This is a genomic window from Streptomyces sp. NPDC048018 (assembly GCF_043202995.1).
Lineage (GTDB): Bacteria > Actinomycetota > Actinomycetes > Streptomycetales > Streptomycetaceae > Streptomyces.
In genome coordinates this window covers 470,269-491,434 of the sequence record NZ_JBIDBK010000006.1, presented here as the reverse complement: position 1 = coordinate 491,434, position 21,166 = coordinate 470,269, and the positions used below count along the sequence as shown (strand labels likewise).

Here is a 21,166-nt window from a genome sequence, read left to right as displayed (position 1 = left end):
CTCAGACCCTACCGGGGTCCGGTGTCCGTTGCGTACGGACTCAGATGCCGACCTTGATGCGGGTGAAGCGCTTCAGGGTGACACCGGCCTCGTCCAGGACCTTCTGGACGGACTTCTTGTTGTCCAGGGCGTACGGCTGACCGAGCAGCGTGGCGTCCTTGAAGAAGCCGTTGACGCGACCCTCGACGATCTTGGCGATCGCGGCCTCGGGCTTGCCCTCGGCGCGGGTGGTCTCCTCGGCGATGCGACGCTCGGACTCGACGACCTCGGCCGGGACGTCTTCCTTGGTCAGGTACTTCGGGGCGAACGCGGCGATGTGCTGCGCGACACCCTTGGCGACCTCGGCGTCGGCCTTGTCCAGCTCGACCAGGACACCGATCTGCGGCGGCAGGTCGGGCATGGTGCGGTGCATGTAGGCGAGGACGAAGCCGTCGTTGTACTGCGCGAAGCGGTCCAGGACGATCTTCTCGCCGAGGTTGGCGTTGGCCTCGTCGACGTACGCCTGCACGGTCTTGCCGGCCTCGATCTCGGAGGCGAGCAGGGCCTCCAGGTCGGCCGGGGAGGTGGCGGCGACGTGGGCGGCGAGCGCGTTGGCGACGGCGAGGAACTTGTCACCCTTGGCGACGAAGTCCGTCTCGCACTTCAGCTCGACCAGGACACCGGAGGTGTTGTCGTCGGCGATGAGGGAGACCACGGCGCCGTTCTCGGCGGAGCGGCCCTCACGCTTGGCGACACCCTTCTGGCCCTTGATGCGCAGGGCCTCGACGGCCTTGTCGACGTCGCCGTCGGCCTCGTCCAGGGCCTTCTTGCAGTCCATCATGCCGGCGCCGGTGAGCTCGCGGAGCTTCTTGACGTCAGCGGCGGTGTAGTTCGCCATGAGTCTTTTTCTCTTTCGAAGTCTGAAAGATCGGGCGGGTCCACGGGTGGACGGCGGGGGCTTCGTGGGCCCCCGCCGTCGTCACCCGAAGGTCCTGAGGGACCGGAAGGGTCAGGCCTGCTCGGCGTCGGCGGCCGGAGCCTCGACCTCGGCCTCGGCGGCCGGAGCCTCGGCCTCGGCGGCCGGGGCCTCGACCTCGGCGGCCGGCGCCTCGGCGGCGGCCGGAGCCTCGTCAGCCTTCTTCTCGCCCTCGAGGAGGTCGCGCTCCCACTCGGCGAGCGGCTCGCCCGCGGCCTTCTCGCCCGGCTTCGAGTCGCCGGTCGCGGCGCCGGAGCGGGCGATGAGGCCCTCGGCGACGGCGTCGGCGATCACGCGGGTGAGCAGGGTGACGGAGCGGATCGCGTCGTCGTTGCCCGGGATCTTGTAGTCGACCTCGTCGGGGTCGCAGTTGGTGTCGAGGATCGCGACGACCGGGATGTGGAGCTTGCGCGCCTCACCGACGGCGATGTGCTCCTTCTTGGTGTCGACGATCCAGACGGCGCTCGGCACCTTCTGCATCTCGCGGATACCACCGAGGGTCTTCTCCAGCTTGGCCTTCTCGCGGGAGAGGACCAGGAGCTCCTTCTTGGTGAGACCGGAGGCGGCCACGTCCTCGAAGTCGATCTGCTCGAGCTCCTTGAGGCGCTGCAGACGCTTGTAGACGGTCGAGAAGTTGGTGAGCATGCCACCCAGCCAGCGCTGGTTGACGTACGGCATGCCGACGCGCGTCGCCTGCTCGGCGATGGCCTCCTGGGCCTGCTTCTTCGTACCGACGAACATGATGGAGCCGCCGTGCGCGACGGTCTCCTTGACGAACTCGTAGGCGCGGTCGATGTACGACAGCGACTGGAGCAGGTCGATGATGTAGATGCCGTTGCGCTCGGTGAAGATGAAGCGCTTCATCTTCGGGTTCCAGCGACGGGTCTGGTGACCGAAGTGGACGCCGCTCTCCAGCAGCTCCCGCATCGTGACGACGGCCATGGCCGTATCTCCTTGGGTTCTCGGTTGTTTGCCTGACGCCCCGACGCGCCGTGCCACAAGGGACCGAAAGGCGCTACCACCCGTCCAGGAGACCGATGGCGGGGCGTGCGAAGTCGACCCGGTGACCCGGGTCGCCATGGAAAGTGTACGGGACCCCGGAGGCACCGGGTGACGGCACTGTCCACAACCGGGCGGTTGTCCACAGATTCCGCCGATGCCGGTCATGAGCACCGCGACCGGGGCAGCCTGGCCTCATGCACCAGATCCCGATGATCCTGCTGACCCTGATCACCGCGGTGTGGCCGATCGGCCCACCGCCACCGGACGTCCTGCGCGACTGGGACCCGCCGCCGAGCCCCTACGCGGCGGGCCACCGCGGCATCGACCTCGCGGCCCCACCGGGCACCCCGGTCACGGCCCCCGCGGCCGGCACGGTGTCCTTCGCCGGGCCGGTGGCCGGACGGGGCGTCCTCACCCTGACCCTGCACGGCACCGGCACCCCGCCGCTGCGCACGACCTACGGCCCGGTCGAACCCCTGGTCCCCGTGGGCACGGCGGTACGCGCGGGCGAGGTCGTCGCCCGGGTGACGGAAGGCGACCACTGCACGGTGCCCTGCCTCCACTGGGGCCTGCTGCGCGGCGAGACCTACCTGAACCCCCTGGGCCTCCTCAGGCACGGCCCGTCCCGCCTGCTGCCGGTGACGGGGGTACCCCTGGCCTGACGGCACACCGACCGTGCGCGGGGGCGTGAGAGCGGAGGCGGGTGGGGGCGGGGGGCGCACGGGGCGCAGGGGGCGCAGGGGGCGCGCGGTCGGGGGGAGAGGTGGGGGGGGGCGGGGTGGGGGGGGCGGGGGGGGAGGCCCCCAGGAACACGGGGATCAGGCCCCGCGGATGCCGCCCAGCGCCATCGACACCGCCGCGTTCACGATGGTCGCCGGGTCCTCGGCCGCGCCGAGTTCGATGCGGCGGACGGCGGCGTCGACGACGCCCTGGAGGAGCATCGCCTCCAGGCGGGGCTGGGGGCGGCCGAGAGCGGCGAGGGCGTCGACGATCATGGTGACGAGGCCGCCGTGGGCGGCGCGGATCTTCTCCCGGGCGCCGTCGTCGAGTTCGCTCGCCGAGATGGCGACGACCGCGCGGTGGCGCCGGTCCCCCACGAGTTCCAGCTGGCTGCGGACGTACGCCTCGACCTTGCCCTCGGCGGTGTCGGAGGCGGCCATGGCGGCCTCGACCTCGGCGGCCCAGAGGGGGAAGTCGACGGCGCAGAGTTCTTCGACGACGGCCGCGCGGGAGCGGAAGTACTCGTAGACCGACGAGCGGGCCAGGCCGGTGCGCTCGGCGAGGGCGGGGAAGGTCAGCGCCTCCGTCCCGCCTTCGGACAGCAGGGATCGCGCGGCGTCGAGCAGGGCGCCGCGCTGCATGGTCCGGTGCTCGGCCACGGAGGCCGCTCGAATCCTGGGCACGGCTCCACTGTACGGCGAGGGGGCCTCCCTCGGTCAGCGGCCCACGTCGGCCAGTTTGGCGCGCAGCTGGAGGACGGACTTGGTGTGGATCTGGCTGACCCGGCTCTCGGTGACGCCGAGGACGTGGCCGATCTCGGCGAGGGTGAGGCCCTCGTAGTAGTAGAGGGTGACGACGGTCTTCTCGCGCTCGGGGAGCGTGTTGATGGCGCGGGCGAGGAGCCGGCGCAGCTCGCGGTCCTCGGCGACCTCGACCGGGTTGTCGGCGGCGGTGTCCTCGAGGGTGTCCATGAGGGAGAGCCGGTCGCCGCCTTCTCCGCCGACGTGCAGGAGCTCTTCGAGGGCGACGACGTTGGCCAGGGACAACTGGCTGAAGACGGAGTGGAGTTCGTCGAGGGTGACGCCCATCTCGTCGGCGACCTCGGCCTCGGAGGGGGTGCGGCGCAGTTGCGCTTCGAGGGTGGCGTAGGCCCGTTCGACGTTGCGGGCCTTCTGGCGGACGGAGCGGGGGATCCAGTCGAGGGCGCGGAGTTCGTCGATCATGGCGCCGCGGATCCGGGTGATGGCGTACGTCTCGAACTTGATGGCCCGCTCGACGTCGAACTTCTCGATGGCGTCGATGAGGCCGAAGACTCCGGAGGAGACGAAGTCGGCCTGCTCCACGTTGGACGGGAGACCGACGCTGACGCGTCCCGCGACGTATTTGACGAGGGGCGAGTAGTGCAGGATCAGCTGTTCCCGCAGCCGCTCGTCGCCCGTGTCCTTGTACGAGCGCCAGAGCTCGTCGAGGGAGGTCGGTGCGGGTGGTCGCACGGTGCCCCGGGCTGCTGGGGGCACCGCGGCGCGGTCAGACCCGGAGGTGTGCTGGGGCATGCGTTGCCTTGTGCCGTTCTGCTGTGGGGTGCGAAGGAGTCATTCCTGTGGTCGGGCGGGGGATGCACGTGAGCGTAGCGTGAGTGGGCTGTCGCGGTGTGCGAACGACGAGGGATGGCGCCGGTAGGGGTGGCCTCCGTCGCCCACGTCTTCGAAGGGGGGCCGTGGCGGGGGTCGGCTCCTCGGGTGCGGCCGGGAGTGCTCGCTTGCTCATCGGCTTCACCTTTTCACCCGAATGCTCCAGGTCAAGTACCGCCATGCCGGGCGTTCGGCGGTTCTGTGCGCCTGTTCGTCAACTTCCAGTGGTCGTGTCGCCGTTCGACGAACCCGAGGGAGTGGAGTTCGTACAGCTTGGCGAGGGTGTGGTCGGGGTGGGTGCCGGCGCGGGCGGCGATGTCGGCGAGGGGTGCGGGGCGGTGGCCGGGGAGGGCTTCGAGGACGCGGGTGGTGTCGGGGGCGAGGAGGTCGCGGGGCAGGACGGGGCCGCGGCGTTGTGGGGCGAGTTGGCCGATGGCGCCGACGAGTTCGACGATTTCGGCGGCGTCGGTGACGAGGGTGGCTTCGCCGCGGAGGAGTTCGTGGACGCCGGCGGAGAGTCCGCTGGTGACTGGGCCGGGGACGCCCATGGTGTGGCGGCCGAGGCGGGCGGCGGCGCGGGCGGTGACGAGGGAGCCGCTGCGGTGTTCGGCCTCGACGACGACGGTTCCCCGGGTGAGGGCGGCGATGACGCGGTTGCGGAGGAGGAAGCGGCTGCGGGTGGGGTGGCTGCCGGGGGGCAGTTCGCCGATGACGAGGCCTTGTTCGGCGATGCGGCCGATGAGGCCGGCGTGGCCGGGCGGGTAGGCGGTGTCGACTCCGCAGGCGAGGACGGCGATGGTGGCGCCGCCGCTGCCGAGGGCGCCGCGGTGGGCGGCTCCGTCGATGCCGAAGGCGGCGCCGGAGACGACGACCCAGCCGTGTTCGGCGAGGCCGGCGGCGAGTGTGGCGGCGGCGTGGGCGCCGTAGGGGGTGCAGGCGCGGGCGCCGACGACGGCGACGGAGCGGAGGGCCCAGCCGCGGAGATCGGCGGGGCCGCGGACCCAGAGGCCGATGGGCCGGGCGTCGCCGAGGTCGTCGAGTTGCCGGGGCCAGGCGGGGTCGCCGGGGACGAGGAAGCGGCCGCCGAGCCGGGCGATGTGGTCGACGTCCCGTTCGGGTGCGGCGGTGCGGGCCCGGCGGCGCCAGTTCGCGATCCGTCGGGCGCCGGTGCCGGGCAGGTTCCGGAGGTCGCGGGGGTGGTGCGTGGCGGGGTCGGCGGGGGGCGGCTTCCGGTGGTGGCGGCTCGGGGGTGCCGGCGGGTCGGCCGCCTCGGCGCCGAACGCGTCGTCGTGCGGGGCTCGTGGGGTGGGGAGCAGTGCTTCGTCGTCTCCTTGTTCCAGCAGGTGGAGGAAGCCGGTGGCGCCGTGGTGCCGGATGGCGCGGCCGGCGTGTTCGTCGCCGGGTTCGACGATGTGGGTGAGGGCGGCGCGGGCGAGGTGTTCGGCGTCGTGGCGGGTCATGGCCGGGCTCCCGCGGTGGCGGGGACGCCGCGGGCGATGCCGGTGCGGAGTTCGAGGGCGAGGGCGAGGTCGTCGGTGTCGGGGCGGTCGTGGCCGGCGAGGTCGGCGGCGGTCCAGGCGACGCGGAGGACGCGGTCGAGGCCGCGGGCGGTGAGGAGGCCGCGGTCGATGTCGCGCTCGGCGGCGGCGAGGGCGCCGGGGGCGGCGGTCCAGCGGGTGCGGAGTTCGTGGCCGGGGATCTCGCTGTTGACGGTCCAGGGGGTGCCGGCGAGGCGGGCCGCGGCGCGTGCGCGGGCTTCGCGGACGCGGTCGGCGACGGTGCTGCTGGGTTCGCCGCGGTCGCCGTGGCCGAGGAGGTCGTCGCGGGTGACGGGTTCGACTTCGACGCGGAGGTCGACGCGGTCGAGGAGGGGGCCGGACAGTCGGGATTGGTAGCGGCGGATGAGGGAGGCGGGGCATTCGCAGCCGGTGCCGTGGAGGGTGTGGCGGCCGCAGGGGCAGGGGTTGGCGGCGAGGGTGAGGAGGAAGCGGGCGGGGAGCCGGACGACGCCGGCGGCGCGGGCGACGACGACGTGGCCGGATTCGAGGGGCTGGCGGAGGGCGTCGAGGGCCTTGGTGGCGAATTCGGGGGCTTCGTCGAGGAAGAGGACGCCTCGGTGGGCGAGGGAGACGGCGCCGGGGCGGGGCAGTCCGTTGCCGCCGCCGATGAGGGACTGCATGGTCGCGGAGTGGTGGGGTGCGCAGTAGGGCGGGCGGTGTACGAGGGGTTCGCCGGGCGGGAGGATGCCGGCGACGGAGTGGACGGCGGTGACTTCGAGGGATTCCTGGCGGGTGAGGGGCGGCAGGATGCCGGGGAGGCGTTCGGCGAGCATGGTCTTGCCGGCGCCGGGTGGTCCGGAGAGGAAGAGGTGGTGGGCGCCCGCGGCGGCGATTTCGAGGGCGCGGCGGGCGGTGTGCTGTCCGGCGACGTCGGCGAGGTCGGGTCCGTCCGTGGGGTCGGCGGCGAGTCCGGTGCCGACGCCGGCGCCGGGGACGAGGAGTCCGGCGAGCATGGGGTCGGGGCGGCCGGTGTCGTGGGGTGCTTCCTCGGGGACGGGTTCGTCGGCGAGGACGGCGATGAGCTGGCGCAGGGTGCGGACGCCGAGGACGGAGACGCCGGGGACGAGGGCGGCTTCGCCGGCGGTCTGTTCGGGGACGACGACCTGGTGGTAGCCGGCGTCGGCGGCGGCGAGGACGGCGGGCAGGACGCCTCGTACGGGGCGGACGCGGCCGTCGAGGCCGAGTTCGCCGATGAGGACGAGGTCGGCGATGGTGCGGGGGTCGATGCGTTCGGCGGCGCCGAGGACGGCGGCGGCGACGGCGAGGTCGAAGCCGGAGCCTCCCTTGGGGACGGAGGCGGGGCTGAGGCCGACGGTGAGTTTCTTCTGGGGCCATTCGGCGCCGGAGTTGACGATGGCGGCGCGGACGCGGTCGCGGCTCTCGGAGAGGCTTTTGTCGGGGAGTCCGACGAGGGTGAAGGCGGCGACGCCGGCTTCGAGGTCGGCCTGGACCTCGACGACGACGCCTTCGACGCCGACGAGGGCGACGGAGCAGGTGCGGGCGAATCCCATCAGGCCACCCCTTGGGCGTGGGTGACGACGGGTGCGCCGCGGCGGGGCAGGACGATGCCGACGAGGTCGATGCGGACGCCGCCGCCGGGTGGGTGTTCGTGCCGGTCGAGCCAGCAGGCGGCGAGGCGGCGCAGGCGGGCGGCCTTGTGCGGGGTGACGGCGGCCATGGGGTGCTCGAAGGCGCCCTCGCGGCGGGTCTTGACCTCGCAGACGACGAGGGTGTCGCCGTCGCGGGCGACGATGTCGATCTCTCCGGTGCGGCCGCAGCGCCAGTTTCTGGCGAGGATCTGCAGGCCGGCCGTGGTGAGCAGACGGGCGGCGAGCTCTTCGCCGTACCGTCCGAGGGCTCGGGTCGCGTTCATTCGGTACCACCTCCGGCACCGAATGTGACGCATCGTGACGCCGCGTGTGCGGCGCTGTGGACAGGTGGCCCGTTGTGGATAACCGGACCACCCTCAGGAGTGGTTTCAGCTGCCGGGGAGCTCCAGGTCGCTCTTGTTGAGCTCCTCGATGTTCACGTCCTTGAAGGTGAGGACGCGGACCTGCTTGACGAAGCGGGCGGGCCGGTACATGTCCCAGACCCAGGCGTCGGCCATGGAGACCTCGAAGAACACCTCGCCCTGGACCGAGTGCACCTGCATCTCGTAGTCGTTGGTGAGGTAGAAGCGCCGCTCGGTCTCGATCACGTATTTGAACAGCCCGACGACGTCTCGGTACTCCCGGTAGAGCTTCAGCTCCATCTCGGTCTCGTACTTCTCGAGGTCCTCGGCGCTCATGGCATGTTCCCCTTCAGCCGTGCGTCCCCCCATTGTGCGCCAGTCGTCCGGGCCCCTAGACGATTTCCGGGGCGAGGACGAGCGGCGCGCTCGGAGGTCCTTCGTCGAGCAGCGTGCGGAGCAGCTCGGCCAGTCTGTTGGGGTACACCGTCTCACGCGCCGCCGACAGTTCGGCGGAGGTCCACCACCTCAGGCCCGCGACACTGCGGGCCTCGAGTTCGGTGAGCCCGCCGGGAGAGGTGGCGGTCTGGGTGGTGCGGGCCAGGTAGTACCACTCGTCCTGGTCCCAGCGGCGCCCGTCGAAGGGGAAGGAACAGTAGCGCTGCCACAGCACCGGCCCGAGTTCGACGTCGGTGATGCCGGTCTCCTCGGCGAGCTCGCGCAGGGCGGCCTCTTCCCGGCTCTCGTCGCCCTCCAGGCCGCCGCCGGGCGTGAACCACCAGGTCCGGGCGGGGTCGTCGGGTTCGTGGCCGTGCAGGAGGAGGATGCGGTCGTCGGGGTCGAGGAGCACGACCCGCGCGACCCGCCGGTTCTCGTCCGGTGCCGGGGCGGCGGATCCGGCGCCGCGGGCCGTGTCCGGGGCCGTGGCGCCGGGGGCGTCGGCGGCCGGGCCCGCGTCGATGCCCCGGGCCGAGTCCAGGGCGCCGCCTGTGGCCGCGGCCTCGGCGTCTCCCCCGGCCACGCCTGCGACGGGTCCCCCTGGCGATCCCGTGGCCGCCGGGGATCCCGAGCCCGCCAGGGACCCCGTCCCCGCCGAAGACCCCGTGCCCACCGAAGACCCCGTCCCTGCCGGAGCTCCCGTCCCCGCCGGGGATCCCGTCCCCGCCGAAGACCCCGTCCCCGCCGGAGCTCCCGTGCCCTCCGAGGACCCCGTCCCCGCCGGAGGGCCTGACGTCCTCGCCGCCTCCGTCATGCGTTCACCCTGTCCCCGGTCTTCCCCGTGGCCGTGGCCGCGGGCTTCTTCGGCGCCAGTGCCCGGGCGACCGGCCCGTACGCGGCGCCCGCAAGGATCAGTACACACCCGGCGACGATCGCGGAGAAGAGGGGTCCGACGGGACCGGGGCCGGAGATGCCGCCGGGCAGGGCGGCGAAGTTCGCGGGCCGCTCCAGGACGCCCTTGGCGGGCCAGGCGACGGCGTCGACGCGGCCGATGACGGAGGAGACGGGCACGGAGCCGTGGCCGGCCTCCTGGAGGTGGGCGCGGGAGTCCATGGAATTGTGCCGCTCGTCGCCGAGGAGGAAGAGCTTGCCGGCCGGGACGGTGGCCGAGAACTCCACGGCGGAGGCGATCTTGCCCTGCCGGAGATACGGTTCGTCGATCTCCTTGCCGTTGAGGGTGATGCGACCGCCGGCGCCGCAGCAGGCGACGGTGTCGCCGCCGACGCCGATGACCCGCTTGACCATGGGGACGTTGCCCCACATCGGGTCGTTGAAGACGACGACGTCGCCGCGCTTCACGTCCGTGCCGTCGATGCGCTGGGCGAGCACCTTGGAGCCCACGTCGAGCGTCGGGGTCATCGAGTCGCTGGGCACGGTGAACGGCTGGTAGAGCACGGCGCCGACGACGAAGCCGCCGAGGAACAGCACACAGCCGACGGCCACGGCGAGCCCCGACAGCACTCTGCCGAGGCGGCCGTGGCCGTCCTGCGTACGCGGTTTCACGCTCATGGGCACCTCGGCTGGTCCACGGACCGTCCGTGCGACGGTCCGGGACGGCACCCTACCCGCGGGTCGCTACTCCGCGGTATGGCGAGCGGCGCGCTTCTTGCGGCGCCACAGCACGAGCGGAAGGGCGCCGGCGAGGCCGGCCGCTCCGGGGGCCAGGGCCAGCGCCTGGTTGAGTCCGGGCTGGTCGAAGGTGGCCGGGATGGGCAGGGTGGCCCAGCGGGTGACCGGCCAGGCGATGACGACGGCCCGGCCGACGACCTCGTCGTTGGAGACGGTGCCGCCGCCCGCGAGTTCCATGTGGAAGCGGGAGTCGAGCGAGTTCTGGCGGTTGTCGCCCATGACCCAGATGCGGTCCTGGGGGACCTTGACCGGGCCGAAGGCGGGGTCGCAGGGGACCGAGCCCGGGTAGAGGTAGGTCTCGTCGAGCTCCTTGCCGTTGACGACGACCTTGCCGCCCTCCTTGCAGGAGACGGTGTCGCCGCCGACCGCGATGACCCGCTTGATCAGGTCCTTCTCCTCGGCGGACGGCATGAGGCCGATGAAGCTGAGGACCTTCTGGACCACGTTCGGCTCGGGGGTCTTGCCGTCCTCGAGCCAGCCGCCGGGGTCGTGGAAGACGACGACCTCGCCGCGCTCCGGCTCGGAGCCGAACCACGGCGTGAGCTTGTCGACGAGGACCCGGTCGCCGCGCTGGAGGGTGTTCATCATCGAGTCCGAGGGAATCGAGAACGCCTGCACCAGGAAGGTCTTGATGAGGAGCGCGAGGACGAGGGCGATGCCGATGAGGAGGGGCAGTTCCTTCCAGAAGGAACGCGGCCGCTGCGGGCCCCGGCCGTCGCGGGCCGTGTCCTCGCCGTCCCCGTCGCCGGAGCCGCCGCCGTCGGCCGCGGGGCCGCCGGGGTGGCCGGAGGCCGGGCCGGAGTCCTCGTCCGGGCGCCGGTCGGAGCGCGGATCGGGGTCGGGTCGTCCCGTGGCGTCATCCGTCATGGCCGCCGCCGACGGGACGTGCCGCTCGGGCCGCTCCTCGGGCTCGTCGTGTCCTGATCGTGCCCCGACGGCCAAATCCCCCACATCCACTCCTCATTCCGTGCAACCGCCTGCCCCGGAAGAGGGACAGGCCCACCACTCCCATAACGAGCAGAAGTTCCGCAGGGGTCGGGAGCCCGGGCAATCCGTTGAGATCGCGCGGGGACACACTATGCGACACACCGTGTGCCGCGGCTCCGCCCACGCCGTCGGCGTCGGGGACCGCCGCGAAGGTCGACCGTTCCTCCAGGCGCCGCCAGTGGCCCACCGGCCAGACGATGACGACGGCCCGGCCCACGATCTGTTCCTCGGAGACCGTGCCGTGGTCCTTCTCGTCGAGGTGGAAGCGCGAGTCGGCGGAGTCGGACCGGTGGTCGCCCATGACGAACACCCTTCCCTGCGGGACCTTGACCTCGAAGGGGATCTTCGAGGGCGGGTTCCCGGGGTGCAGATACGGTTCGTCCAACGCTACGCCGTTGACCGTGAGCCTGCCGTCGGCGCCGCAGCACTTCACGGTGTCCCCGCCGACCGCGACGACCCGCTTGATCAGGTCCTGCTCGTCGGCCGACGGCAGCAGCCCGATGAAGGTCAGCGCCTGCTTGAGCTGCTTGATCCCCACCGGGGCGTCCGGGGCGGGCTCGGCCTCCTGGAGCCAGTTGCCGGGGTCCTTGAAGACGACGACGTCGCCGCGCTGCGGCTCGGAGCCGAACCAGGGCGTCAGCTTGTCGACGAGCACCCGGTCGTCGATCCGGATCGTCTGTTCCATCGAGCCGGAAGGGATCACGAAGGCCTGCACCAGGAAGGTCTTCAGGACCAGGGCGATGAGGACGGCGACGGTGAGGAGGAGCGGGATCTCCTTGACGGCGGAGCGCTGCCGGCGCCGCTTGACCCTGCGGGCGAGCTTGCGCCGCTCGGCCCGGCCCGGCGCGGCGCGGCCCTCCCCGTCCACCGCGGTCCCGGCGGCGGCGGCGCGGCGTCCCGCGGCGGGCTTTCCCCGGCTACCCATGGCCGGACCCGCGGGGTCCGGCCGGCCCGGCCGCGTGCGCGGTGCCGTGGCCGCCCGTCGTCCACGCCGGTACGGAGCCGAAGGCGTCGGTGTCCGGCACGGTGGACCAGCGGCCGAAGGGCCAGCCGATCCAGTCGGCGCGGCCGATCACCCTGTCGACGGGGACCATGCCGCCGCCGGGCTGCCCGAGGTGGTCGCGCGAATCGCTGGACTGGCTGCGGTGGTCGCCCATCACCCACAGCGTGCCGTCCGGCACCACGATGTCGAAGGGCACGGCGGAGGGCCGGTCGCCGAGCATCACGTACGTCTCCCGTACGGGGACGCCGTTGACGCTGATCCGGCCGTCCTTGTCGCAGCAGACGACCCGGTCGCCGCTGGTGCCGACGACGCGCTTCACGAAGTCCGTCTCGTCGGGCTCGGCCAGACCGAGGGCGGCCGCGGCGTCGTGCAGCGCGCCGGTGACCGGGTTCCCTCCGGGATCCTCCTGGACGAAGGAGCCGGTGCCGTCGAAGACGACGACGTCACCGCGACGGGGCTGGTCGCCGAAACGGTACGCCAGCTTGTTGACCAGGATCCGGTCGCCGACCTGGAGGGTGGGCTCCATCGAGCGGCTGGGCACCAGGAAGGGCTGCAGCACGAAGTGGCTGAACAGCAGCAGGAAGACCATGCAGACGAGGCCGACGAGGCCGGTGCGCCGCCAGGTCAGCCCACCGGAGAAGTGCGCTGACGTGCGGTCGGCGGGCGCGGGCCCGGCGCCCGGCGGGGCGCCTTCGGGGTCGTCGTCCCGCCGCCCGGCCCCCGCGTCCGTCCCGGAAACGCGCGCGGAGCGCGACCGCTCCTCCTCGCCGGAGGAGCGATCGCGCTCCGTGTGCTGTGCTTCGGTGTCCATCGGGGGCAGAGCCTATCCCGCCACCCTGTGGGCCGGAGCTCAGTTGTCGCGCTTCTCCTTGATCTTGGCAGCCTTGCCGCGCAGCTCACGGAGGTAGTAGAGCTTGGCGCGACGGACGTCACCGCGGGTGACGAGCTCGATCTTCTCGAAGATCGGGCTGTGCACCGGGAAGGTGCGCTCGACGCCGACGGAGAACGAGACCTTGCGGACCGTGAAGGTCTCGGAGACGCCCGAGCCCTGACGGCGGATGACGACACCCTTGAACTGCTGGATACGGGAGCGGTTGCCCTCGATGACGCGAACGTGGACGTTCACGGTGTCGCCGGGGCGGAAGGCGGGGACGTCGGAGCGCAGGGCGCCGGCGTTGACCTGGTCGAGCAGGGAGGCCATGGAGGTCTCTTTCCTCGCTGATGCCACAGGTCATCAGCGGTACGTACGAATGATGGGCGATCGTCGTCCGTCCCGGGCGGGCGTCTTCCCCCTGTGGCAGGGGCGCACGCCGGACGCACGACAGCGGCCTATTCTTCCACGGCCCGAGGCCTGCGCCAAAATCGGCCGCCGGGCTCGGGCGCCCAGCCCAGCATGGAGAGGATCTCCCGGTCCTTCTTGTCGAAGGCGGCGGGGTCGCAGCGTTCGATCAGGTCGGGCCGGTTCGCGGCGGTGCGCCGGAAGGCCTCGTCGCGGCGCCAGCGGGCGATCTTGCCGTGGTGCCCGCTGAGCAGCACGTCGGGGATGCCGCGGCCGCGCCACTCCGGGGGCTTGGTGTAGACGGGGCCTTCGAGGAGGTTGGCCATGGCGCCGGGGGCGAAGGAGTCGTCCCGGTGCGACTCGGCGTTGCCGAGGACGCCGGGCAGGAGCCGGGCGACGGCCTCGGTGACGACGAGGACGGCCGCCTCCCCGCCGGCCAGGACGTAGTCGCCGATGGACACCTCGTAGACCGGCATCCGGGTGGCGTACTCGTCCATGACGCGGCGGTCGATGCCCTCGTAGCGGGCGGGCGTGAAGATCAGCCAGGGCCGCTCGGAGAGCTCGACGGCGAGTTCCTGGGTGAAGGGACGGCCGCTCGGGGTGGGGACGACGAGGACCGGGCCGTGCGCGCCGGCCTCGTAGCCGTCGGCGAGGGTCTGGTCGAGTGCGTCGCCCCACGGGTCGGTCTTCATGACCATGCCGGGGCCGCCGCCGTACGGGGTGTCGTCGACCGTGTTGTGCCGGTCGTACGTCCACGCGCGCAGGTCGTGGACGTGCACGTCGAGCCGGCCGCGGGCGCGGGCCTTGCCGACGAGCGAGACGTTCAGCGGCTCGAGGTACTCGGGGAAGATCGTGACGACGTCGAGGCGCATCAGGAGGCGCCCCTGTCGGCGTCGGGAGCGGTGCCCGCGGAACCGGCGGCGGCTCCCGTGTCGTCCCGGGCGTCCTCGCCGGAGGCCGCCTCGGCCTCGGCCTCGCGGGCGGAGGCGACGACGGCCTCGGCGTCGTCGATCAGGCCCGGCGGCGGGGCGATCACGGCGCGCTGGTTCTCCAGGTCGATCTCCGTGACGATCTCCGAGACGAACGGGATCATCAGCTCGCTGCCGTCGGGCCGCTCGACGATGAAGAGGTCCTGGGACGGAAGGTGGGAGATCTCGGAGATGACGCCGATCTCGGTGCCGTCGGCGAGGACGACGTCGAGGTCGACCAGCTGGTGGTCGTAGTACTCGTCGTCGCCGTCGGGCAGTTCCTCGGGGTCCACGTCGGCGATGAGGAGGATGTTGCGCAGGGCCTCGGCGCCGGTGCGGTCGGCCACGCCCTCGAAGCGCAGCAGCAGCCGGCCGCTGTGCACCCGGCCGGTCTCGATGGTGAGCGGCCCGGCGGAGGCCGGGTCGGTGTGCAGGACGGCGCCGGGGCCGAGCCGCAGCTCGGGCTCGTCGGTCCGCACCTCGACGGTGACCTCGCCCTTGATGCCGTGGGCGCGGCCGATCCGCGCGACTACCAACTGCACTGGTGATCTCTCCTGTCGTACGACAACGGGCCGGGGAGGGCCGACGGCCCTCCCCGGCCCGTGCCGGTGTCAAACGTTCAGCGGACCTGGTCCACGTCGACGAGGTCGACACGGATGCCACGGCCGCCGATGGCGCCCACGACGGTACGCAGCGCACGCGCGGTGCGGCCGTTGCGGCCGATCACCTTGCCGAGGTCGTCGGGGTGGACCCGGACCTCGAGAACGCGGCCACGACGCAGGGTGCGCGAGGCGACCTGCACGTCGTCGGGGTTGTCCACGATGCCCTTCACGAGGTGCTCGAGAGCCTCCTCGAGCATGATCAGGCCTCGGTCGACTCGGTGGACTCGGCCTCGGCCTCGTCCGCCTTCTTGTCGGCCTTCTTGGCCTTCGGGGTGATGGCCTCACCCTTGTTGTCGTCGCCCTCGAGAGCCTTGGCGAACTCGTCGAAGGTGGAACGCTTGGCTTCCTTGGTCGCCGGGGCGAGCAGGGGCTTCTCCGGAGCGGGGAGGCCCTTGTGCTTCTGCCAGTCGCCGGTGAGCTTCAGGATGGCGAGAACCGGCTCGGTCGGCTGGGCGCCGACGGACAGCCAGTACTGCGCACGCTCGGAGTCGACCTCGATACGCGACGGGTTGTACGTCGGGTGGTAGAGGCCGATCTCCTCGATCGCACGACCGTCCCGGCGGGTGCGGGAGTCGGCGACGACGATGCGGTAGTGCGGCTGGCGGATCTTGCCGAGGCGCTTGAGCTTGATCTTGACTGCCACTGGAGTGGTGTCTCCTGGTCTTGACGTGGTTGGGCACTTGAGATGCCACGTGGGGTTGCGGTACTCGGATGCCCGATGGACGCGTCAGCCGGAGGAGAGAGGGGTCCTGTGCGACTGTCGAGTACAGCTAGCCATTGTGCCACACGCCGCGGGGCCGGCCGTCCGGGGTCGGCCGCCCCGGGCCCCCGCCCCGGGTCGGCCGACCCGGAGGTCAGCTCGCGGCGCCCACCGTCTCCGGGATGCGGAAGGGCTTGCCGCAGCCGCCGCAGACGATCGGCGCCTGGGCGAGCACGGAGGGGACCACGCGGACGTTGCGCCCGCAGTCGCAGACGGCCTTGACCCGCACGCCGCCGCCGGAGGAGCCGTGCCGGGCGGCCGGCCCGCGGAAGGAGCGCTTGGTGTCGGCCGCGGTCGCGACGGTGTGGGCCTTGAGCGCACGCTGGAGCCGCTCGATGGTGGGCCGGTAGCGCCGCCTGGCCTCCGCGTTCAGGGTGACCAGCGAGAAGCCGCTGCTCGCGTGCGGTTCCTCGGGATGGTCCAGGCCCAGTTCCTCGGCGATCGCGAGGAATCTGCGGTTGTGATAGCGGCCGGCGCGTGAGGTGTCGCGGACACCTCGGGCGGCGGCGATGCCGTGGACTGCCTCATGGAGCAGTCGCTCGAAGGAGAGCTCGGCGCCGCAGGCGGACGAGGACTCTCCGATCAGGGACTCGGGCGCGGCAAGGTCGGGCAGCTCGGGGTGGTGCCGCTGAATGTCGGCCCACGCCTGCGCCAGCTCTGCGGCGAGAACAGGGGGTGTCGTGCTCACGTCGGGTACAACGAGCCGGATCCCCTCCGGGTTCCATTCCGGGGCAAGTCAAATATTTTGCACGTACCCGTCAGTCGGTGGGGATGCGTCCGGAGGTGCGCGTAGCGGCGCATACGCCCCGGCGCGCGGGCAGATCACGCGCTCCGGGACGGTGGTGGGAGGACAGTACCGGGCGGTTGCCCGAACTCGGGCACCGGCCCCCCTCCCCCGGCGGCATCCGGCCGGAGTCGCCCCGGCCGCGGGAAGTCCGTCCGGAACGTCCGGCCCGAGCACTGGACGGGGGCCGCGATGCGCAGTTCCCTGGCTACGGGGGGTTGTCGTCCAGGTACCGATTGGGGCGCTTTCCATGACACCTACGCTCGTCCCGCACCATCCCGCGCGCGACTGGGCCGAGATCCAGGAACGCATGCTCGTCCCGCTCTACGAGGCGGTGTACGACCGGCTCGGCGTGGGCGCCGGGTCCCGGGTGCTCGGCCTCGGCTGCGGCTCCGGTCTCGCGCTCCTGATGGCCGCGGGGCGCGGGGCGCGGGTGGCCGGCGCCGACCGGGACCACGCGCGCGTGGCGCTCGCCAGGGAGCGCCTGCCCGAGGCGCCGCTCGGGACGGCGGAGGCTCCGGACGCGGGTCCGTACGACGTGATCACGGCCTTCCACGGGACCGCCGGAATCCCCGGCGGCCTGACGGCCGTCACCCGGACGGCCGAACCGGGCGCGGCGTTCGTCCTGGCCGGCTGGGGCCCCGCGGAGCGGTGCGCGACGGCCACGGTGCTGCGGGTCGCGGCCCGGCTGACGGGCTGGGCCGGCACGGAGCGGGGCGGCCTGGAGGAGACGGTCACGGCGGCGGGGCTGCGCCCGGCGGCCTCGGGCCGGGTGGCCTGCCCGTTCGGTTACGCGGACCGGGACAGCGCGGTGCGGGGGCTGCTGTCGACGGGCGAGTTCGACGCGGCGGTCCGCGCGACCGACCCCGACCAGGTGGAGAAGGAGCTCCAGGAGGCGCTGGAGCCGCACGTCCGCCCGGACGGCACCGTCTGGATGCCGAACGTCTTCCGCTACGTGATCGCCCGGGCGGCGTGACCCCCGGGGAGACGTGACCCCCCGGCCCCCGGACCGGCCGGCAGGGCGGCAGGGCGGCCCACGGGCGTCGCCCCGCCCCGGGGCGGCCGCCGCTACGGCTCCTTCGCGAGTCGGGCGATGCCCGCCGCCCGGTACGCCTCCGCCTCCTCCAGCGTCTCGTTCGTGAGGAGGGCCTCGGCGAGGGCGTCGAGTTTGTCGCGGTGCTCGCGGAGCTGCCGCAGGGCGCTCTCGTAGCACTCGTCGACGATGCGGCGCATCTCCTCGTCGACGGTGTCGAGGGTGGCGGGCGCGGCGGAGAGCCCGTAGGCCTGCTGGGCGTCGCCGGGGATGGCGGTGAGGCGCCCGACGCGTGCGCTCATGCCCCAGCGGCCGGCCATGCCGCGGGCGATGTTGGTGACCTGTTCCAGGTCGCTCTCGGCGCCGGTGGTGATGACGCCGAAGACGACCTGTTCCGCGGCCATGCCGCCGAGCGCCCCGATGATCCGGCCGCGCAGGTAGTCCTCGGTGTAGGCGTACTTGTCGGACTCGGGGGTGGAGAGGGTGACGCCGAGGGCGCGCCCGCGCGGCACGATGGTGATCTTGCGGACGGGGTCGGCGCCGGGCTGGAGCATGCCGAGGAGGGCGTGGCCGCTCTCGTGGTACGCGGTGCGGCGGCGCTCCTCCAGGGGCATGACCAGGGGGCGTTCGGCGCCGAGCTGGACCTTCTCCAGGGCGTCGGAGAGGTCGGACCGGGTGACGGCCTTCTGCTGGCGTTTGACGGCGAGGAGCGCGGCCTCGTTGGCGAGGTTGGCGAGTTCGGCGCCGGTCATGCCGGGGGTCGTCCTGGCGACGTGTTCGAGGTCGACGTCCTGGGCGAGCGGGATCTGCCGGGTGTGGATCCTGAGGATGGCCTCGCGGCCGCCGCGGTCGGGCGGGTTGACGTGGACGATGCGGTCGAAGCGGCCGGGACGGGTGAGGGCGGGGTCGAGGACGTCGGCGCGGTTGGTGGCGGCGAGGACGATGACGCCCTCGGAGCCGGTGAAGCCGTCCATCTCGGTGAGGATCTGGTTGAGGGTCTGCTCGCGCTCGTCGTGGCCGCCCATGCCGGCGCCGGCGCCGCGGGCCCGTCCGATGGTGTCGATCTCGTCGATGAAGATGATGGCGGGGGCGACCTTGCGGGCCTCCGCGAACAGCTCGCGGACCCGGGAGGCGCCGACGCCGACGATCATCTCGATGAACTCGGAGGCGGAGGCGGAGAAGAACGGCACGCCGGCCTCCCCCGCGACGGCCCGGGCGAGGAGGGTCTTGCCGGTTCCGGGGGGGCCGGCGAGCAGCACGCCACGGGGCATCTTGGCGCCCATCTCGCGGTAGGCGTCGGGGTTCTTCAGGAAGTCGACGACGTCGTTGAGCTCGCCCTCGACCTCGTCGATGCCGGCGACGTCCTCGAAGGTGGTGCGCTTGACGCCCTCCAGTTCGACGGGCTTGGGCGGGGCCTTGCGGCCGAGCATGCCGCCGGCGCCGCCCATCCCGGAGCTCATCCGCCGGGCGATGAACACCCACAGGACGACGAGCAGCAGCATGGGGGCGAGCGAGATCAGCAGGTTGGCGAGGAAGCTGCGTTCCTGGACGACGGGTTCGGCGGTGACGGTGACGTTGTTCTTCGTGAGCTGGGCCCACAGCTGGTCGTCGGCGAAGGCGGGCCGCTGGGTGGTGAACTTGGTGTAGTCGCCGTCGCCGTTCGGGACGGGCTGCTTGTTCTTCAGCTGCCCCTGGATCGCGTCGCCCTTGGAGTAGATCTTGGTGACGTTGCCGGCCGCGACCTGCTTGTCGAACTCGGTGTAGGAGATGGTGGGCCCGTCCTTCTCGTTGAAGAAGGACAGGACGAGATTGGCGATCAGGTAGACGACGAGCGCGGTGAGGATGAGCCCGCCCCAGCCGCCGGGCATCCTCTTCCTGGCCGGCGGGGGCGGCGGGGCCCCTTCCGAGCGCCAGGGCTGGTCGGTCCGGTCGCGCGGGGGTACGGGGTTGGCCACGGGCTCTCCTCGGGGCAGCAGTGGCCCCAGTATCGAAGAGCGGAACATACCCGGCATTACGGGTGGTCCGGGCGGACGAAAAGGGGCCCGGGGCGGTTTCGCACCGCCCCGGGCCCCTCCGTGGGACCGACGTCCTGCCCGGACGTCAGCCCATGAACTTCTTGAACTCGTCCGGGAGCTCGAAGTCGCCCGGGCCCTGGCCCGCCGCCGGGAGACCGAAGGCGCCGCCGGCCTGCGCCTGCTCGCGCCTCGCCTGGGCGGCCTCCTCCTCGGCCTTCCGCTTCATCGGGTTGCCGCTCTTGCGCTTGCCCTTGGCCTGCTTGATCTGCTTCTTCTGCCGGCCGGGGCCGCCGCCCATGCCCGGGATCCCCGGCATGCCGGGCATGCCGCCGCCCTGCGCCATGCGCGACATCATCTTCCGGGCCTCGAAGAAGCGCTCCACCAGGCCCTTGACGGCGCTGACCTCGACACCGGAGCCCTTGGCGATACGGGCGCGGCGCGAGCCGTTGATGATCGTCGGGTCCTGGCGCTCGGCCGGGGTCATCGACTTGATGATGGCGCCGACGCGGTCGACCTCGCGCTCGTCGATGTTGGCGATCTGCTCCTTCATCTGCCCCATGCCGGGGAGCATGCCGAGCAGCTTGGAGATGGAGCCCATCTTGCGGACCTGCTCCATCTGCGCCAGGAAGTCGTCGAGCGTGAACTCCTGGCCCTTCTTGGACGCCAGCTTGGAGGCCATCTTGGCGGCCTCTTCCTGGCTGAAGGTCTGCTCGGCCTTCTCGATGAGCGACATGATGTCGCCCATGCCGAGGATGCGGGACGCCATGCGGTCCGGGTGGAACGCGTCGAAGTCGTCCAGCTTCTCGCCGTTGGAGGCGAACATGATCTGCTTGCCGGTGACGTGCGCGACGGAGAGCGCGGCACCACCGCGGGCGTCGCCGTCGAGCTTGGAGAGCACCACGCCGTCGAAGCCGACGCCGTCGCGGAAGGCCTCCGCGGTGTTGACGGCGTCCTGACCGATCATGGCGTCGACGACGAAGAGGATCTCGTCGGGCGAGACCGCGTCGCGGATGTCGGCGGCCTGCTGCATCAGCTCGGCGTCGATGCCGAGACGGCCGGCGGTGTCGACGATGACGACGTCGTGCAGCTTGGTGCGCGCGTAGTCGATCGAGTCCTTGGCGACCTGGACCGGGTCGCCGACGCCGTTGCCCGGCTGCGGGCCGTAGAAGCCGACGCCGGCGCGGTCGGCGACGACCGAGAGCTGGTTGACGGCGTTGGGGCGCTGGAGGTCGCAGGCGACGAGCAGCGGGGTGTGACCCTGGCCCTTGAGCCAGAGGCCGAGCTTTCCGGCGAGGGTGGTCTTACCGGCACCCTGCAGACCCGCGAGCATGATCACGGTCGGCGCGGTCTTGGCGAACCGCAGGCGGCGGGTCTCCCCGCCGAGGATGCCGACCAGCTCGTCGTTGACGATCTTGATGATCTGCTGGGCCGGGTTGAGCGCCTTGGAGACCTCGGCCCCGAGGGCGCGCTCCTTCACGTTCTTGATGAACGCCCGGACGACCGGCAGCGCGACGTCGGCTTCGAGCAGGGCGATACGGATCTCACGCGTGGTGGCGTCGATGTCCGCCTCGCTGAGGCGCCCCTTGCCGCGGAGATTCTTGAAAGTCGCTGAAAGGCGGTCGGAGAGGGTATCGAACACGGCGGTCGCGGATCCTCGATGTCGTGGGCGGGCAGGCGGACTGCCCTCCAGGGTATCCGGCCGCTCGAAGTGTGTGCCCTCACCCGCCCCATCC

23 protein-coding genes are annotated in these 21,166 nt (G+C 72.2%); 2 read left to right on the top strand and 21 right to left on the bottom strand.

The features are described from left to right. Positions 1-40: 40 nt before the first annotated feature. Both tsf and rpsB read right to left on the bottom strand, forming a co-directional pair. A complete protein-coding gene (gene tsf / locus ACGF1Z_RS25400; RefSeq protein WP_393007666.1) occupies positions 41-877 on the bottom strand; it encodes a translation elongation factor Ts in 837 nt (278 codons plus the stop codon). Positions 878-988: 111 nt separating this feature from the next. Further along, positions 989-1,897, bottom strand: a complete 909-nt coding sequence (gene rpsB, locus ACGF1Z_RS25395; protein WP_393007664.1) for a 30S ribosomal protein S2 — start codon at positions 1,895-1,897, stop codon at positions 989-991. A 254-nt stretch (positions 1,898-2,151) separates the two neighbouring features. Between rpsB and ACGF1Z_RS25390 the strand changes: the two genes are divergently transcribed. Beyond that, a complete protein-coding gene (locus ACGF1Z_RS25390; RefSeq protein ID WP_393007662.1) occupies positions 2,152-2,619 on the top strand; it encodes a murein hydrolase activator EnvC family protein in 468 nt (155 codons plus the stop codon). Between the two features lie 156 nt (positions 2,620-2,775). Here ACGF1Z_RS25390 and ACGF1Z_RS25385 read toward each other — a convergent pair whose 3' ends face one another. The 17 genes from ACGF1Z_RS25385 to ACGF1Z_RS25305 all read right to left on the bottom strand — a co-directional run bounded on the left by ACGF1Z_RS25385 (position 2,776) and on the right by ACGF1Z_RS25305 (position 16,289). After that, on the bottom strand, positions 2,776-3,336 hold the full coding sequence (locus tag ACGF1Z_RS25385) for a TetR/AcrR family transcriptional regulator (RefSeq protein WP_393007869.1): 561 nt from the start codon (positions 3,334-3,336) through the stop codon (positions 2,776-2,778). A gap of 57 nt (positions 3,337-3,393) precedes the next feature. After that, positions 3,394-4,230 (bottom strand): RNA polymerase sigma factor WhiG, encoded by an 837-nt coding sequence (gene whiG / locus ACGF1Z_RS25380; RefSeq protein WP_376636567.1) that lies wholly within the window; start codon positions 4,228-4,230, stop codon positions 3,394-3,396. Between the two features lie 245 nt (positions 4,231-4,475). Further along, entirely contained in the window at positions 4,476-5,768 is a 1,293-nt protein-coding gene (gene dprA / locus ACGF1Z_RS25375) for a DNA-processing protein DprA (protein WP_393007660.1), read from the bottom strand. Beyond that, positions 5,765-7,378: a YifB family Mg chelatase-like AAA ATPase gene (locus ACGF1Z_RS25370; protein WP_393007658.1), complete on the bottom strand. Its 1,614-nt coding sequence runs from the start codon at positions 7,376-7,378 to the stop codon at positions 5,765-5,767. Before ACGF1Z_RS25370 ends, dprA begins: the two co-directional genes overlap by 4 nt. Beyond that, entirely contained in the window at positions 7,378-7,740 is a 363-nt protein-coding gene (locus ACGF1Z_RS25365; RefSeq protein WP_393007656.1) for a YraN family protein, read from the bottom strand. Before ACGF1Z_RS25365 ends, ACGF1Z_RS25370 begins: the two co-directional genes overlap by 1 nt. Before the next feature lie 105 nt (positions 7,741-7,845). After that, positions 7,846-8,154, bottom strand: a complete 309-nt coding sequence (locus tag ACGF1Z_RS25360) for a DUF2469 domain-containing protein (RefSeq protein ID WP_005311352.1) — start codon at positions 8,152-8,154, stop codon at positions 7,846-7,848. A 55-nt stretch (positions 8,155-8,209) separates the two neighbouring features. Next, positions 8,210-8,776, bottom strand: a complete 567-nt coding sequence (locus ACGF1Z_RS25355; protein WP_393007867.1) for an NUDIX hydrolase — start codon at positions 8,774-8,776, stop codon at positions 8,210-8,212. A 287-nt stretch (positions 8,777-9,063) separates the two neighbouring features. Further along, positions 9,064-9,822, bottom strand: coding sequence for a signal peptidase I (gene lepB, locus ACGF1Z_RS25350; RefSeq protein WP_393007654.1), 759 nt, complete (start codon positions 9,820-9,822; stop codon positions 9,064-9,066). A gap of 66 nt (positions 9,823-9,888) precedes the next feature. Continuing rightward, the gene (lepB, locus tag ACGF1Z_RS25345; RefSeq protein ID WP_393007865.1) at positions 9,889-10,884 is read right to left on the bottom strand and encodes a signal peptidase I; all 996 of its coding nucleotides are present in this window, start codon (positions 10,882-10,884) and stop codon (positions 9,889-9,891) included. Further along, complete coding sequence (gene lepB / locus ACGF1Z_RS25340; protein WP_393007652.1) at positions 10,799-11,854, bottom strand: signal peptidase I; 1,056 nt, start codon at positions 11,852-11,854, stop codon at positions 10,799-10,801. The genes lepB (ACGF1Z_RS25345) and lepB (ACGF1Z_RS25340) overlap by 86 nt, the downstream gene beginning before the upstream one ends. Continuing rightward, positions 11,847-12,743 carry a signal peptidase I gene (lepB, locus tag ACGF1Z_RS25335; RefSeq protein ID WP_393007650.1) on the bottom strand — a complete coding sequence of 299 codons (897 nt, stop codon included), beginning with the start codon at positions 12,741-12,743 and terminating at the stop codon, positions 11,847-11,849. The genes lepB (ACGF1Z_RS25340) and lepB (ACGF1Z_RS25335) overlap by 8 nt, the downstream gene beginning before the upstream one ends. Before the next feature lie 39 nt (positions 12,744-12,782). Continuing rightward, complete coding sequence (gene rplS / locus ACGF1Z_RS25330) at positions 12,783-13,133, bottom strand: 50S ribosomal protein L19 (protein ID WP_393007648.1); 351 nt, start codon at positions 13,131-13,133, stop codon at positions 12,783-12,785. Positions 13,134-13,261: 128 nt separating this feature from the next. Continuing rightward, complete coding sequence (gene trmD / locus ACGF1Z_RS25325) at positions 13,262-14,083, bottom strand: tRNA (guanosine(37)-N1)-methyltransferase TrmD (protein ID WP_393007646.1); 822 nt, start codon at positions 14,081-14,083, stop codon at positions 13,262-13,264. Continuing rightward, positions 14,083-14,721, bottom strand: coding sequence for a ribosome maturation factor RimM (gene rimM / locus ACGF1Z_RS25320; RefSeq protein WP_393007644.1), 639 nt, complete (start codon positions 14,719-14,721; stop codon positions 14,083-14,085). Before rimM ends, trmD begins: the two co-directional genes overlap by 1 nt. Before the next feature lie 77 nt (positions 14,722-14,798). Beyond that, complete coding sequence (locus tag ACGF1Z_RS25315; RefSeq protein WP_003980229.1) at positions 14,799-15,038, bottom strand: RNA-binding protein; 240 nt, start codon at positions 15,036-15,038, stop codon at positions 14,799-14,801. A gap of 2 nt (positions 15,039-15,040) precedes the next feature. Beyond that, positions 15,041-15,484, bottom strand: coding sequence for a 30S ribosomal protein S16 (gene rpsP, locus ACGF1Z_RS25310; RefSeq protein WP_393007642.1), 444 nt, complete (start codon positions 15,482-15,484; stop codon positions 15,041-15,043). Positions 15,485-15,695: 211 nt separating this feature from the next. Further along, positions 15,696-16,289, bottom strand: coding sequence for a hypothetical protein (locus ACGF1Z_RS25305; protein WP_345485364.1), 594 nt, complete (start codon positions 16,287-16,289; stop codon positions 15,696-15,698). Positions 16,290-16,635: 346 nt separating this feature from the next. Between ACGF1Z_RS25305 and ACGF1Z_RS25300 the strand changes: the two genes are divergently transcribed. Then, positions 16,636-17,361 carry a class I SAM-dependent methyltransferase gene (locus tag ACGF1Z_RS25300; RefSeq protein ID WP_393007639.1) on the top strand — a complete coding sequence of 242 codons (726 nt, stop codon included), beginning with the start codon at positions 16,636-16,638 and terminating at the stop codon, positions 17,359-17,361. Between the two features lie 92 nt (positions 17,362-17,453). On the opposite strand, the gene ftsH is transcribed toward ACGF1Z_RS25300, so the two are convergent. After that, positions 17,454-19,373, bottom strand: a complete 1,920-nt coding sequence (gene ftsH / locus ACGF1Z_RS25295; RefSeq protein WP_393007637.1) for an ATP-dependent zinc metalloprotease FtsH — start codon at positions 19,371-19,373, stop codon at positions 17,454-17,456. A gap of 145 nt (positions 19,374-19,518) precedes the next feature. Further along, on the bottom strand, positions 19,519-21,072 hold the full coding sequence (gene ffh / locus ACGF1Z_RS25290; protein ID WP_393007635.1) for a signal recognition particle protein: 1,554 nt from the start codon (positions 21,070-21,072) through the stop codon (positions 19,519-19,521). Positions 21,073-21,166 lie beyond the last annotated feature (94 nt).

Excerpts from the sequence above, each read along its gene's own strand:
- tsf (WP_393007666.1), bottom strand. The coding sequence starts at position 877 with ATGGCGAACTACACCGCCGCTGACGTCAAGAAGCTCCGCGAGCTCACC.
- rpsB (WP_393007664.1), bottom strand. The coding sequence starts at position 1,897 with ATGGCCGTCGTCACGATGCGGGAGCTGCTGGAGAGCGGCGTCCACTTC.
- ACGF1Z_RS25390 (WP_393007662.1), top strand. The coding sequence starts at position 2,152 with ATGCACCAGATCCCGATGATCCTGCTGACCCTGATCACCGCGGTGTGG.
- whiG (WP_376636567.1), bottom strand. The coding sequence starts at position 4,230 with ATGCCCCAGCACACCTCCGGGTCTGACCGCGCCGCGGTGCCCCCAGCA.
- dprA (WP_393007660.1), bottom strand. The coding sequence starts at position 5,768 with ATGACCCGCCACGACGCCGAACACCTCGCCCGCGCCGCCCTCACCCAC.
- ACGF1Z_RS25370 (WP_393007658.1), bottom strand. The coding sequence starts at position 7,378 with ATGGGATTCGCCCGCACCTGCTCCGTCGCCCTCGTCGGCGTCGAAGGC.
- ACGF1Z_RS25365 (WP_393007656.1), bottom strand. The coding sequence starts at position 7,740 with ATGAACGCGACCCGAGCCCTCGGACGGTACGGCGAAGAGCTCGCCGCC.
- ACGF1Z_RS25360 (WP_005311352.1), bottom strand. The coding sequence starts at position 8,154 with ATGAGCGCCGAGGACCTCGAGAAGTACGAGACCGAGATGGAGCTGAAG.
- lepB (WP_393007654.1), bottom strand. The coding sequence starts at position 9,822 with ATGAGCGTGAAACCGCGTACGCAGGACGGCCACGGCCGCCTCGGCAGA.
- lepB (WP_393007652.1), bottom strand. The coding sequence starts at position 11,854 with ATGGGTAGCCGGGGAAAGCCCGCCGCGGGACGCCGCGCCGCCGCCGCC.
- lepB (WP_393007650.1), bottom strand. The coding sequence starts at position 12,743 with ATGGACACCGAAGCACAGCACACGGAGCGCGATCGCTCCTCCGGCGAG.
- rplS (WP_393007648.1), bottom strand. The coding sequence starts at position 13,133 with ATGGCCTCCCTGCTCGACCAGGTCAACGCCGGCGCCCTGCGCTCCGAC.
- trmD (WP_393007646.1), bottom strand. The coding sequence starts at position 14,083 with ATGCGCCTCGACGTCGTCACGATCTTCCCCGAGTACCTCGAGCCGCTG.
- ACGF1Z_RS25315 (WP_003980229.1), bottom strand. The coding sequence starts at position 15,038 with ATGCTCGAGGAGGCTCTCGAGCACCTCGTGAAGGGCATCGTGGACAAC.
- ACGF1Z_RS25300 (WP_393007639.1), top strand. The coding sequence starts at position 16,636 with ATGACACCTACGCTCGTCCCGCACCATCCCGCGCGCGACTGGGCCGAG.